Source organism: Acinetobacter sp. AOR14_HL (assembly GCF_027855175.1).
Lineage (GTDB): Bacteria > Pseudomonadota > Gammaproteobacteria > Pseudomonadales > Moraxellaceae > Acinetobacter > Acinetobacter calcoaceticus.
The window spans coordinates 25,968-40,397 of record NZ_JAKTII010000001.1; the positions used below are offsets into that span (position 1 = coordinate 25,968).

At 39.2% G+C, this 14,430-nt stretch carries 8 protein-coding genes and 1 pseudogene; 5 read left to right on the plus strand and 4 right to left on the minus strand.

Translation table 11 applies throughout. The annotated features are described in order from the left end of the window. Nucleotide 1: 1 nt before the first annotated feature. From carB to MKL38_RS00140, 4 genes are all read left to right on the plus strand, one after another. On the plus strand, nucleotides 2–3,232 hold the full coding sequence (gene carB, locus MKL38_RS00125; protein WP_005038712.1) for a carbamoyl-phosphate synthase large subunit: 3,231 nt from the start codon (nucleotides 2–4) through the stop codon (nucleotides 3,230–3,232). A gap of 87 nt (nucleotides 3,233–3,319) precedes the next feature. Continuing rightward, the gene (gene greA / locus MKL38_RS00130) at nucleotides 3,320–3,796 is read left to right on the plus strand and encodes a transcription elongation factor GreA (protein WP_003650066.1); all 477 of its coding nucleotides are present in this window, start codon (nucleotides 3,320–3,322) and stop codon (nucleotides 3,794–3,796) included. Nucleotides 3,797–3,870: 74 nt separating this feature from the next. After that, nucleotides 3,871–4,503, plus strand: coding sequence for a CatB-related O-acetyltransferase (locus MKL38_RS00135; RefSeq protein WP_270902159.1), 633 nt, complete (start codon nucleotides 3,871–3,873; stop codon nucleotides 4,501–4,503). Between the two features lie 123 nt (nucleotides 4,504–4,626). Beyond that, nucleotides 4,627–5,064: a universal stress protein gene (locus tag MKL38_RS00140; protein ID WP_270902160.1), complete on the plus strand. Its 438-nt coding sequence runs from the start codon at nucleotides 4,627–4,629 to the stop codon at nucleotides 5,062–5,064. A 73-nt stretch (nucleotides 5,065–5,137) separates the two neighbouring features. On the opposite strand, the gene MKL38_RS00145 is transcribed toward MKL38_RS00140, so the two are convergent. Then, on the minus strand, nucleotides 5,138–5,467 hold the full coding sequence (locus MKL38_RS00145; RefSeq protein ID WP_270902164.1) for an MGMT family protein: 330 nt from the start codon (nucleotides 5,465–5,467) through the stop codon (nucleotides 5,138–5,140). 81 nt (nucleotides 5,468–5,548) lie between these two features. Between MKL38_RS00145 and MKL38_RS00150 the strand changes: the two genes are divergently transcribed. Continuing rightward, complete coding sequence (locus MKL38_RS00150; RefSeq protein WP_270902161.1) at nucleotides 5,549–6,268, plus strand: metalloprotease; 720 nt, start codon at nucleotides 5,549–5,551, stop codon at nucleotides 6,266–6,268. Between the two features lie 6 nt (nucleotides 6,269–6,274). Here MKL38_RS00150 and MKL38_RS00155 read toward each other — a convergent pair whose 3' ends face one another. The 3 genes and pseudogenes from MKL38_RS00155 to MKL38_RS00165 form a co-directional block, all read right to left on the minus strand. Next, a complete protein-coding gene (locus MKL38_RS00155; RefSeq protein ID WP_270902162.1) occupies nucleotides 6,275–8,005 on the minus strand; it encodes a CapA family protein in 1,731 nt (576 codons plus the stop codon). Continuing rightward, a complete protein-coding gene (locus MKL38_RS00160; RefSeq protein ID WP_270902163.1) occupies nucleotides 8,002–9,657 on the minus strand; it encodes a poly alpha-glucosyltransferase in 1,656 nt (551 codons plus the stop codon). The genes MKL38_RS00155 and MKL38_RS00160 overlap by 4 nt, the downstream gene beginning before the upstream one ends. A gap of 144 nt (nucleotides 9,658–9,801) precedes the next feature. Next, nucleotides 9,802–14,412: pseudogene (locus tag MKL38_RS00165) on the minus strand (BapA/Bap/LapF family large adhesin); the annotation flags it as partial. Between the last annotated feature and the right edge of the window lie 18 nt (nucleotides 14,413–14,430).

Consider the following 14,430-nt stretch of genomic DNA (forward strand, 5'->3'; position numbering starts at 1 on the left):
AATGCCTAAACGTACGGATATTAAAAGCATCTTAATTATTGGTGCTGGCCCGATTGTGATTGGACAAGCATGTGAGTTTGACTACTCAGGTGCTCAAGCGTGTAAAGCACTTCGTGAAGAAGGCTATCGTGTTATTTTGGTTAACTCTAACCCAGCAACCATCATGACAGATCCTTCAATGGCTGATGCAACTTATATTGAGCCGATTACTTGGCAAACAGTTGCACAGATTATTGAAAAAGAACGTCCAGATGCAGTATTGCCAACTATGGGTGGTCAAACTGCATTGAACTGTGCCCTCGCACTTGATGAGCACGGCGTTCTTGCTAAATACAATGTTGAATTAATTGGTGCAAGCAAAGAAGCGATTGAGAAAGCCGAAGATCGTAAACTCTTCGATATCGCTATGCGCAAAATTGGCTTGGAATGTCCAAAAGCTGCCATTGCTGAAACAATGGAAGAAGCTTTAACAATCCAGTCGCGCTTTGGTTTTCCTGTAATTATTCGTCCATCATTTACAATGGGTGGTTCGGGTGGCGGTATTGCATATAACCGCGAAGAATTCCTTGAAATTTGTGAACGCGGTTTTGACCTTTCTCCTACTCACCAGTTATTGATCGATGAATCTTTAATTGGTTGGAAAGAGTACGAAATGGAAGTTGTTCGTGACAAAAACGACAACTGTATTATCGTATGTGCTATCGAAAACTTCGATCCAATGGGCGTTCACACTGGTGACTCAATTACCGTTGCTCCTGCTCAGACATTAACAGACAAAGAATATCAATTGATGCGTAATGCTTCGGTTGCAGTTCTTCGTGAAATTGGTGTTGAAACAGGTGGTTCTAACGTTCAATTCGGTATTAACCCGAAAGATGGACGTATGGTTGTCATCGAGATGAACCCTCGTGTATCTCGTTCATCTGCTCTTGCTTCTAAAGCAACAGGTTTCCCAATCGCAAAAATCGCAGCAAAACTTGCTGTTGGTTATACCCTTGATGAATTGAAAAATGACATCACTGGTGGCGTGACTCCTGCAAGCTTTGAACCATCGATTGACTATGTTGTAACGAAGATTCCTCGTTTTAACTTCGAGAAATTCCCACAAGCAGAACCTGTATTAACCACTCAGATGAAATCTGTTGGTGAAGTAATGGCTATTGGCCGTAACTTCCAGGAATCTGTACAAAAAGCATTACGTGGTCTTGAAGTTGGTGTAAGCGGTTTTGATGAAAAAATCGAAGCTGGCGCAACAAATGCAAAAGAAACCATTTTAAAAGAGCTTAAAGTTCCAGGCCCTGAGCGTATCTGGTATGTAGCAGATGCTTTCCGTCATGGCTTCTCTTTAGACGAAGTGTTTGAAGCAACCAAAATTGACCGTTGGTTCCTCATTCAAATTCAAGACATCGTTAAAACTGAAGCTGAAGTAAAAGCTTTAGGTTTTGGTGACTTAAACGCTGACAATATCCGTGCTTTCAAACGCAAAGGTTTATCTGACCTGCGTATTGCTGACCTCATGGGTATTTCACAAAAGCAATTCCGTAAACAACGTTGGAATTTGGGTGTTTACCCAGTTTACAAACGTGTTGATACATGTGCTGCCGAGTTTGAATCTGGTACTGCATACATGTATTCAACTTACGATGAAGAGTGTGAAGCAAACCCATCAAATCGTGACAAGATCATGGTGATTGGTGGTGGTCCAAACCGTATTGGTCAAGGTATCGAATTTGACTACTGCTGTGTACACGCGGCACTTGCTATGCGTGAAGATGGTTATGAAACAATCATGGTTAACTGTAACCCTGAAACTGTTTCTACCGACTATGACACATCTGACCGTCTATACTTCGAGCCTGTAACACTTGAAGATGTGCTTGAAATTGTACGTACAGAGAAGCCTAAAGGTGTAATCGTCCAGTACGGTGGTCAAACTCCTCTTAAATTGGCACGTGCTTTAGAAGAAGCTGGTACACCAATTATTGGTACATCACCAGATGCAATTGACCGCGCAGAAGACCGTGAACGTTTCCAGCAAATGATCCAACGTTTACAGCTTCGTCAACCAAACAACAGCATTGTAAAATCTGCTGAAGAAGGTATCTCTGAAGCTGCAAAAGTAGGTTACCCGTTAGTTGTTCGCCCATCTTATGTATTAGGTGGTCGTGCAATGGAAATCGTATATAACGAAGAAGAACTTAAACGTTACCTTCGTGAAGCAGTTCAGGCATCTAACGAAGCCCCTGTTCTTCTTGACCGCTTCCTAGATGATGCAACTGAAGTTGATGTTGACTGTGTATCTGACGGTAAAGACGTTGTGATCGGCGGTATTATGCAGCACATCGAACAAGCTGGTATTCACTCAGGTGACTCAGCATGTTCAATTCCTCCTTATTCTTTATCAAAAGAAATTCAGGATGAAATGCGTCGTCAAACTGTTGCGATGGCAAAAGAACTTGGTGTGGTTGGTTTGATGAACGTTCAATTCGCAGTTAAAGGCGATGATGTTTACATTCTTGAAGTTAACCCACGTGCTTCACGTACAGTTCCATTCGTATCGAAATGTATTGGTGATTCTTTAGCAAAAGTAGCTGCACGTTGTATGGCTGGTCAATCACTTGAATCTCAAGGATTTACTAAAGAAATCATTCCAACACACTTTGCTGTGAAAGAAGCTGTTTTCCCATTCGCTAAATTCCAAGGCGTAGATCCAATGCTTGGACCTGAGATGAAATCTACAGGTGAAGTAATGGGTGTAGGTAAAACATTTGGTGAAGCATTCTATAAAGCTGTTTTAGGCTCAAATGAACGCTTACCAGGTTTACCAACCGAAGGCGAAGTGAAACATGCTTTCTTATCAGTACGTGAATCTGACAAGAAATATATTGCAGATATCGCTAAGAAATTAGCTGCATATGGCTTCAAGCTTATTGCAACAGGTGGTACATACCAAGTGCTTAAAGAAGCAGGTTTAGAATGTGAATCTGTGAATAAAGTAACTGAAGGTCGTCCACATATTGTTGACCGCTTGAAAAATGGTGAAATACACCTTATTGTCAATACCACTGAAGGTAAACAGGCTCAATATGACTCTGCAATGATTCGTCGTGCTGCCCTACAAGGCAAAGTGTATTACACAACGACTATCAATGGTGCAGAAGCTGTTTGCCAAGCCTTTGCTGTGAAATTGCCAATGGATGTATACCGCTTGCAAGATTTAACTGTAGGTTAATTTGTTACCGATAAGTCCCGTCACCTTATCGGTGGCGGGATTTTTTCATTTTTTTAACTGTGTTTTCTCAACTTAAGAGGGACCAAAATGCAACGCTATCCAATGACCCCTGAAGGTAAAATTGCCTTAGAGAAAGAATTACAACATTTAAAATCTGTTGAACGCCCACGTATTATCCAAGCGATTGCTGAAGCGCGTGAACATGGCGATTTAAAAGAAAACGCAGAATACCACGCTGCTCGTGAACAGCAAGGTTTCTGTGAAGGCCGTATTCAGGATATCGAAGGTAAACTCGGTGCAGTTCAAGAAATTGATGTCAAAACACTTGAGCAAAATGGTCGTGTTGTATTTGGTGTGACTGTCACCATTGAAAACTTGGATACCGAAGAACGTAAGACTTATAAAATTGTAGGCGATGACGAAGCAGATTTTAAAATTAATAAAATTTCTGTGAACTCACCAATCGCACGTGGTCTTTTGAGTAAGAGTGAAGGCGATGAAGTAAAAATCGTGACTCCTCAAGGCGAAGTCGAATATGAAATCGTAAGTGTAGAATATCTCTAAGATAATACACAACTAGCCCCTCTTTATGAGGGGTTTTTATTCAATACCATTGATATATTTTTGGGAAATCACAAATGGATACTTCTTTAATTAACACCCCAGTTCGTCATTGGTGTGAATTTGAGTTTATTTCCAAAACTGTTAAAAACCCGAATATCCATATTAAAGGTCATTATTCATATTATTCAGCCTATTGGGACCAAGGTTTTGAACGTTGTGTTGTACGTTATTTACATGACAAAGCCTCGACACCTGACAAACCGATTGATCAACTTTATATTGGTAATTTTGTTTGTTTTGGCGCTGAATGCGTAATCATGATGGGTGGTAACCAACTTCATAGACCAGACTGGATTTCGACTTTTCCTTTTGATACGCGTAGCTTTTTAGCTGCTGGTGATACAATTATTGCCGATGGGTGTTGGATTGGTAGTCGTGCAATGATTATGCAAGGTGTCAAACTTGGTGAAGGTGCAGTGGTTGCAACTGGAGCTGTAGTAACTAAAGATGTTCCACCCTATGCAATTGTAGGTGGCGTGCCTGCGAAAATTATTAAATATCGCTTTCCTCAAGAACAAATCGATAAACTGCTTGCTTTAAAACTGTATGATTTAGATGAAAAGCAGATTCTGAAAATACGTGAATATTTACAAACTGATGATATAGATGCTTTATCTACACATATGGAAAATTTCCAGAATCTATAAAATTTTATCTAGAAAAATTTATTGTTATAAAGTCACAAATGATTACCTGCTTGAATTTAAATCGTCAAAAAAAAAGTATAAAGTATTGAATAAATAAGCATCATTACAATAAGGAAGATACTCATGTCATATCAACATATTCTTGTACCAATTGACGGTTCTGAAACTTCTATGATCGCCATGAAAGAGGCGATCAAACTTGGAAAAGCGCTAAATAGCAAAATTACGGTTGTACAAGTTATGGCACTTGACCCGTTTATTGCAGATGTCTATGTAAAAACTGGTCAAACGAATGATTTGATTGAACGCACACGAACTTATTTACTCGACATTTTAGAACAAGCAAAGCAAAAATTTGCCGAAGAAGGTATTACTGTTGAAACTAAGTTATTGGAAGGTTTTGTAGTGCATGAAGAAATTATTGAGGCTGCTCAAGACTTAAATGTTGATCTCATTGTGATGGGTTCACATGGTCGTACAGGTGTCCGAAAACTGGTGCTGGGTAGCGTTGCACAAAAAGTCTTAGGCGAAAGTCATATTCCTGTTTTAATTGTTCGATAATTTCCATATTGCCTATCTTGTTAATTTTAATGATTTAGGCAATTATTTTAAATAAATAGCCTTTTCAGTATCTTTAAGGCTGCCAAGCAAATTGCTTTAAGCTTACTTTACCATTTAACAAATAGACGCCTTCAGCTTCTAGCTTTAACTGTTGAACATTTTCACCCTTTTCATTAAATTTACTTAGGCTAATTTTGCCTTGAGAATTAATAACCCTATACCAAGGGACTTGATGATCTGCTTCAAGATGCTTAAGGACATAGCCAACGAGTCTCGCATGTTTAGGTAACCCAGCCATACGAGCCACCTGCCCATAAGTTGCAACTTTTCCGCAAGGAATCAAAGCAATGACTTCTAAAATCTGCCGATGTAGTTCATACTGAGTTGTCAAAATGGACTCCATAAAAATTGACATTCTTCATATCATATAAAAAAATTTGACTAAAATTAAATATAATCCAAGGTAGGTTTGAGGGAGATCTGCATGAAAAAAACCATACTGGTAGTGACTGGAACTTTACTATGTGTTTCTTGTACTACTCGCCCCCCTATTCTTCCTTCAAGAGAAGTACCTAAAGTATCTATAGATGGCCGCCCTATCGTTCCAGTCACTTTCGTTTTTACCACTAATTCTCCAGAAGCTGTAAAGTTTGATAATTACCAACAAATGCGGAAAGAAATTAAAATATTAAATAAATATTATGTAGATGATAAAAACAATAAAATCTTTAAGTTCCAATTAAACCGCTATATCCCATATGAACAGTTCATTCAGTTACGATGTGACCTTAAGCAGCAAATTAATCAGCCCTACCCTATTTCCCTCGAAACGATTCCGGCAAGCATAAAGACCTGTTTTCCAAAACGTACAGCAAGTAAAGAAGTCATTATTTTTATTTACGATGCATACTCACCTAAATGGAAATTTGAAGATGTTACCAGCAGAGCTTTTCGCAACAATGGCGAACCCTTTATTTTGTTAGACTGGAATCGTTTAAATTATAATATTCAGGCAGGAAGCGTTCATGAAATGGGGCATGCATTTGGTCTAAAACATGTTTGCGCACCGAATGCTACAAAACGGACTCCAACGAATATTATGGCGAGTGCTGAATGTAAACGTGGTAGTGGTGGATTAAGGAATTTAGGTTTTACACCTGTACAACTTCAAACAATTTTATCGAATTATCAAAGTTATCCTTAACATATTTTAAAAACCAAGCTCGATATAAAAACCTAATTTATCTTGAGCCAAACTATAGTTTTCTTGGGTCAGTAATGAAGTCATATAACTGCTGACCTTTGAAAATTCTTCCTCATTGACTGGATACGGCTGCCAAAATGTTTTTAAATTATTGGTATAGATCGGATATAAACGAAGGCGATCTTTTGACAAATCTAACCGTGCTATACATCCATATGGTAGAGCATTGTGCTCTTCATATTCACCATTACTATTAAAAACTGCATTGCCAATACCAAATACTACAGGCTTTTGATGAATGGATTGAATAGGTTGAACAGTGTGCGCACCATGTCCAATCAAAAGATCGGCCCCCGCTTGGGTTAAAATATTCGCGAGTTTAGTTTGTTCTTTTGTAATAGGTTTAAAATCAACGCCCCAATGACAAATAACAATGACTTTATGGTGAGGATGAGCCAACTTATAACGGCTTATTTGTTCAATTAAAACTCCATTTAGACAGGCCACTCCACTCTTGTGCCCTAAAGCGTAAAAATCATAATCTAAATAAGCCGTATTTCTGTGCCAATAGCCATTAAAAATAGCGTAATGCTTGTTATTAAACGTGATTTCAAAATAGCTATGGGCATCTTTTTGGTTCAATCCTGCACCAATATAAGAAATATTGGCCTGATCAAATTGCTGTAATGTATAAGTTATTCCACTATTGCCATGATCTTTTAGATGGTTATTGGCCAACACAACATGGTTAAGGTGAATATTCTTAAATTCCGCTAATGTTTTTTCAGCCTCAGCTTTAAGAATAAACGGCTTTTTACGCGCTAATGGTGACTGATCTTCTAAAGAAAATACTGCTTCAAAGTTAGTAATATTTAAGTCATTTTCACCTAAAAAAGCTTTTATTTTTTCGAATGAATAGCTGTATCCATATTGTTGTAGAGCATCTTTTTGCCCCTTAGACTTGCGCTTTTCTGTATAGATCTCCCCAAAATAAGTATCTCCCAAAATATTGATCATGCCACTTCGAGTAGTACAAACTTTAGGTTTTACGTTCTGCTCTTGAAAGCAGTGATAGTAAGGAACCAAATGTTCAATTCGATGAATATCATCTAAAAATGAAAAGAAACCGATGGTCTGGTTTTCTTCAAAGAACGTGAGATAAATTTCTCGAAACGAATTAGAGAGATATAAGACCGTTATGATTGATTGAGCTATTAAGGGCGTCTGTGGATGATAGGCCTTACCCTTAAAATTTAGCTCCTTTACAAAGAACAGATTTCTGATTTCAGCTGGATAGGTATAAATATTTTTGATTAATAAAAACAAATATTTTAGCTGATTTCGTTTACCCTCTTTTTTAAAATTTAAGTGATAGATATCAGCTCTTTTTAATAAAGCTAAATATGCTTCCTCATTTGTACCGCAAAGCATATTGCTTAAAGCATTTTTTACATCTGCTGCTTGGGTAAAAATTAAAAACTGTAATAGCTCAGTAAAGGTGTAATGTTCAGAAGGCTTTAAGCCTAAATTGTGCTGACCTACTTGTTCAGATAGGTGCTCAGGCACGACATAGACATCTTGAGCTTGTATTTTGTTTTGCTGAAATTGCTCTAATGCATAGTCGATGAGTAAGGGCGTTGAAATATCATCATCAAATTCGAATTGCCATAAAGTTTCATCAAAACTTGTAGTATCAACATGTGCTAATAACTTGATCTCAACGGGTTGATACTTCATTGCTCATCACCCTTGTAATCTTTTACATAGGCGATATAACCCGACAAGTTATGCTCTTGGTCATCAATCCGTACTCGAAAACGGTCATGTCGAATATAAAATGCATGCAAGATTTTATCTGGCCGTGCCATATACATGGCCATTTCCGGATAAAAAAATCCTGTAGTTTGAAAATCTGCTCTAAACTCAATTAGTTTTTGAAGTTCAGACATATAAGATTGCTCAAAAAGTGCTGTGCGCCCCTGCTCTTTTAAACGGTTCACCATTTTATAAGCAGCCATTAACATCTCTAATAAAGTTGCATATGTGGTTTTTCGATTTTTAATAAAAATAAAATGTTTTAAATAATTATTTAAACCAAAAATAAAATATTTATCTTCTGGGCATATTTTAGTGAGTTCATTGGTACAATAACTTAACCAATGATCATGATATTTTTCATATCTTTTTTCAATAAAACATTCAAACATTAACTTAACTGTTTCTAATAATCTAGAATCTTGGTTAATTTGATATAAACGTAATAAAGCTAAAGCAGCTTCTCCATCATAATAAATAATCCTAAATTTTTCTTTTAAATCATAATCTGGATAATTTAATACATGAGTCGTTGATCCATTTAAATCTACTAGCTTTAAAATACCATTTGCGAGTTTCTCTGCATATTTTTGATAATCAGTTTTTTGAGTAATTTCTTGATATTTTGTTAGCATTAAAATAGCTGCCGCATTGGCACCCAGTTTAATTTCTAATTCCCCTTCTTTTCCATCAATCATAAAAGCGGTTGATGAATCTTTTTCTTTATAAAATTTGGTCAGTGCATAGTGAATCGCGGCATGAATTTTAGACCAATATTCAGGCTTATTTTGCACCTCAAATGTTTCTAGTAAGGCATACACCGAGGTACAGTGACGTACCGTATTGTAGTTACGAATATCCCGATCATAGGCAGAAAAATAACCATAAATAAATTTGCCATTTTCTTGAATCTGGTCATGAAGAAACGCCGAATTTTGTTCTATTAACTGCTGAAAATGCTGTTTCTTATTGTTTGAAATGCCTCTAATACCATTTACATCATAACGACTCGCTAAATTAATGAATTGCCCATTTTCATAAAATCCTGCGTAGGTATCAAAAGTCCAAATTTCTTGTAGCTCTTGTAGTTTAATTTGTGGTTTTGTAGCGTTATATTTTTGCTTAATTGCATAATTCAGATTGGTTTCATCAAAGAAGTTCGGCTTGTCGTAGCTCAAGCCTCGAATAATTGCTTTTCCATAGATCTCTTGTTCAAGAAAAGCCACTGAACTTTGTTCATCAAAGCCGATGCCTTTACGGTAATGGTTGTTGTGAAATTGATGGTGGACCTGCTGCTCTACTTCTTTCCAAGCTTGTTTCGCTAAATTATATGCAATATCGATTTTTATATAATCAGCAAGTGGTGCCTGTGCAAATTGGTCATTAATAAAATCTAATAATTGTTTTTTAGCCTGCTCTAAATTGGTTTTCTCACTGTGCCATACGCTACATCTTTGGTCTTTGGGGCCATAAGATAAAAATAAAATAATATCCTGTTTAAGACTCGGAACGTGCTGAACAACTTGTTCTAACCAAAGGTTAAGTTGTCTTTGGAAATTTAAAAATGCCGTCACTCGAATTCAGTCCCTAATTGTTTGTTGTTCTATAAAGCGCTAATCAAGCATCATATCATGCCCCTTCTAAAAGCAAAGTTAACGTATTGTTTAAACATAAAAAAAGAGCCCGAAGGCTCTTTTTTCTATAAGTCGATTGTCAGATTAGAAAATGATTTGACCATTGTTGATCAAGTCATTCAATGTGACTGGACCTGTGAGGTTAGTCAATTGAAGCAATGGTGTTTCAGTGTAAGTACCTTCGATGAGTACTCCACCATCACGGTCTACGCTGATTGTCGCAGTTTGAGTACCAGCATCGTAGCTTACTGACACATATTGACCAATTGTTAAGTTAGATTGAGAACCAATTAACAAGTTACTTAAGTCAATCTTATCAGCCTGATCATCGGTTGCAGTATCACCTACATGGAAGTCAGTCCATATATCTACACCACCACCTGTTGTGTTACCACCAGTTGCATTAGTGACACTTGCAGCTGTTAATGTGTTGTAGATCAAGGTATCAGAGCCATTACCAAGAGCAAATGTATCATTTGCCGCAGTACTTACTGCAAGGCTATTCAACTCTTGACTCAAGTTAATCGTCAATGAAGAAGGATATTCACTACCATCAATCACCGAAACTAACTTGTAATCAATCACATCAACTGTCGCATTAGCAGCACTGTCTAATGGTTTGTAGAAGTAAGAGCCATCATTGTATAGATACAATGTGCCTTCACCTGTATTCACTCCTTGACCAGCAGCTAGCTCATATGTGCCAGTTGTTGAGTTCAGTACATAGAGCTGAGTACCTTCTACGACATCATTAGTAAGTACGTTGCCAGTAATCCAGTCTGTTTGACCATCTGGTGTGTATTGGTCTAGATGAGTCGCTGTAGTTGTCACTACAGAGTCTAGAGTTACCACACCTAGTGAAAGCACACTTGATAAACTGAATACAACTCGATAAGTACCCGCCGTCAAATGTGGTACATCTGCCGAGAATGCCGGAGCACCGAGTACACCTGCCAAGGCAGTTGCAGAACCTGAATATGCAGTATCAACCCATGTTCCACCAACGAACTGCTGAATTGTATATCCAGTTGTTGGGAAAGCAGACAAGCTTAATGATGCAGTGTAGTTCAACTGTACATGTACATCGCTTACTGTATTAGCAGCAATCACAAATTGATCCGACGTTACCGTACTGCTGAGTACAGGAAGTGGAATTGGGAAACCAACCAAGTTACCGATGGTCACATTACCACTTACTACATCCACAAGTGGATCTACCACTGGTGACATACTGATTGTTGCATCATCAGTATCAGCTGTTGCAGAAGGCGTTGGAAGCGTTGCATCTGCCGAAGGATCTGCTGTGTTCCAAGTTACATCAACATCTGGCGAACCAACTTGAACATGTAATGTAGCTGTATCAGTTCTACCAGTAACTGGATCTGTGACTGTGTAAGTGAAGCTATCAACTTTACCTACATTCGCCATATCTGCAGTTGCCTGATAGCTATAGCTGCCGTCTGAATTGATAATCAAGCTGCCATATGCACCTACGATCGTTGTAGGAGCACCTACTACAACCGCTTCTGTATTACCATTTTCAGCTGTAACTGTAGTTACTACTGAAGTTGTCGTAATGTAGTCTGGCACATAGTTTGTACCATAAACAGCAGAGTTATCATCAGCGAGTACATTACCAGTTACAGGGTCAACGACCAGTACAGGAGGTTGAGTAATATCACCATGATTTAGTGTGATATCTGCTGTAACACTACCTAGAGCTGTTAGAAGTGTGTTGCTTTCCATGAACAACTCGTAAGTACCGGCACTTAAGTTATCAATCTTGAATTGAACTTCAGAACCAAAGATACCTAACAAATCAATCACGCCAGTATCAGAACTATCAGCAACCACAGTACGAGAGCCGTCTGGATTTACTCGGGTTAATACCACATGTAAACCATCAATAACCGTTGCAACCGAACCGAAGTTCACTGCAATAATGGCATCAGTAAGGTTACCTGGGTCAACTGTAAATGTCGCTGTTCCTTCTCTAGAACCGATAACAATTCCACCTATACCGAGTAACCAGTTATAGCTGATCGCATTATCAAGTACCTCAGTTGTTACTGGATACACCATGTCTATTTCAGCTGAAGCAACGTTATCCATTGCATCTACTGGAAGCGGACTAGTAATTACAGCTGGTTGAGATGGATCTGCATCGTTCCAAGTCATATCTACACTGTCACTATCGAGACGAACATAAAGTGTTGCCTCAGAAGTGTTACCTGTTACAGGATCAAGCAAGGTGTAGGTAAATTGATCTACCTGACCGAGGTTTGCTCCATCTACAGTTGGGGTATAGGTGTAGTTACCATCTTGATCGATCACCAACGTACCGTATGCGCCAACAATTGTTGCACCAGCTGTTGGATCAACAGCAATACCATTCACTTCAGAGATGACAGCATTGCTGCTTGCCGCATCAACTTCACCAGTGAGGCTTGCATCTTTGATGACATTACCAGAGATCGGTTCAACAGAGTAACCAGCCACGATGTATGGATTATAGACATCCATCGTACCAGTTAATGTTCCGCCTAAGCCTATGCCTAGCAAACCTTCATATCCGATAAATGCACGGTACTGACCAGCATCCAATCCTTCAAGCACGGCTGTTGGTGTACCGCCGATGAGTGATAGATCGATGAGAGAAGCTTCTGGATTAGTTCCACCAATCGATACCCATTGTCCTGTTGCTTCATCAAACTTCTGAACAACAATCGCATAATCACTGAGTAAATCGGCAGTGATTATCGCATCGAATGTGAACGTTGCTGTACCTTCACGGTTTGGATCAACAGTAAATTCAATTGCCTCGTTACCAAGCAATTGTAAATCCAGACCAGCCAACGATACGGCTGCAAGGTAAGATGCATCTCCAAGAGCTACATCATCTGCAACAAGCAATGGCTCTGGGTTAATTTCTGCCGTTACTACATTGTCTACCGCTTTCACAGAGCTCAATTGAATATTGAGATTTGCTTGAGCAGTATCACCAGTTAGAGGATCAGTTAATGTGTAGACAAACACATCTGTTTGACCAACTCCAGCGGAATCTAAGTTAGGTGTGTAAGTGTATGTACCGTCTGGATCAATTACCAAAGTACCATACAACCCGTTGATCACTGTATCTACCACTGTAACAGGCTGACCATTTACCGCTGTAACTACAGTCGTAGGAGTTACGATGTCTATTTCACCACTGGTATTGATATCAGTAATAACATTACCATCGGCAACTTCGGTGTAGTATCCACCTACTTGTGTCGTATCATAGACATCCATTGTCCCGGTTAAGGTACCAAGTAAACCGATGCCTAGAAGACCGTTATAAGTCATGAATGCACGATATTGACCTTCTTCTAAACCATCAATCACTACACCAGGTGTTGAACCTAGTAAAGTAAGATCAAGAATATCCGCTTGGCCACCACCATAAATCGCAGTCCATTGACCTGTTGTTGTATCAAATTTTTGAACAACTAAAGAGTAGTCAGATAATGCATCCACTCCAATTAAAGCACTGTAAGTAAATGTCGCGTTACCTTCTTGACCAGCACCCACTGTAAAATCAATTGCTTCAGAACCAAGTTGTAAATCAAGTCCAGCAAGTGAAACCAAGGCTAGGTAAGTTTCGCTACCTAAAGAGGCATCATCTTGTACAAGCAATGGTTGAGGAGCAAGTACGGCTGTATCAGTGTTATCAAAGGCCAAGATACTAGAAGAACTAATCGTTACCGTACCAGTTGCCGGATTCGATATGTTACCTGCCACATCTGTTGCAGTTACGCTCACTGTGTGTGGACCGTCTGCGAGTGTTGGCAAGGTATTGTCTGCAAGCGTCCAAGTACCATCGCCATTGTTAGTTGCTGGATAATCCACGCCATCAACAGTCACGACAACTGTTGCAGCAGGATCATCGATCGTACCAGTCAATGGAGGTGTGTCATCATTAGTAGTTACATCTGTGAAACCAACCACTGGTGCAACCAGGTCAACGATAAAGCCATCTGTACCGTCAAGCACATCGCCTGTACCCAAGTTACCAGCAAGGTCTGTATATGTACTATCAGCAACACTAATGCTTGGTGCTGTGCCTGTACCATCAGGTGTGAACACCGCTGTCCAAGTGATATTGTCAGTTGTAACCAACGCACTCAATGTACCACCAATAAGTGTGATGTCACTTGCATCAAAGCCTGTAACTGCCTCACTGAATGTGAAGCTAATATTCGCAGTTTCACCTGCTGCAAGAGCTAGATCATCAGTAGTAATTGCAAGTGTTGGTGGAACAATGTCTACAACGAAACCATCTGTACCATCAAGTACATCACCTGTACCTAAGTTACCTGCAAGGTCTGTGTAAGTATTATCAGCAACACTAATGCTTGGTGCTGTGCCTGTGCCATCTGGTGTAAACACCGCTGTCCAGGTGATGTTGTCCGTCGTAGTCAGGCCAGTCAAGGTACCGCCCACTACCGCGATGTCTGTCGCATCAAAGCCTGCAACTGCTTCACTGAATGTGAAGGTAATATTCGCAGTTTCACCTGCTGCAAGAGCTAGATCATCAGTAGTAATTGCAAGTGTTGGTGGAACAATGTCTACAACGAAACCGTCTGTGCCATCAAGCACATCGCCTGTACCGAGGTTGCCCACAGTATCTGTGTAGCTACCATCAGCCACCGCAATGCTTGGTGCTGTACCTGT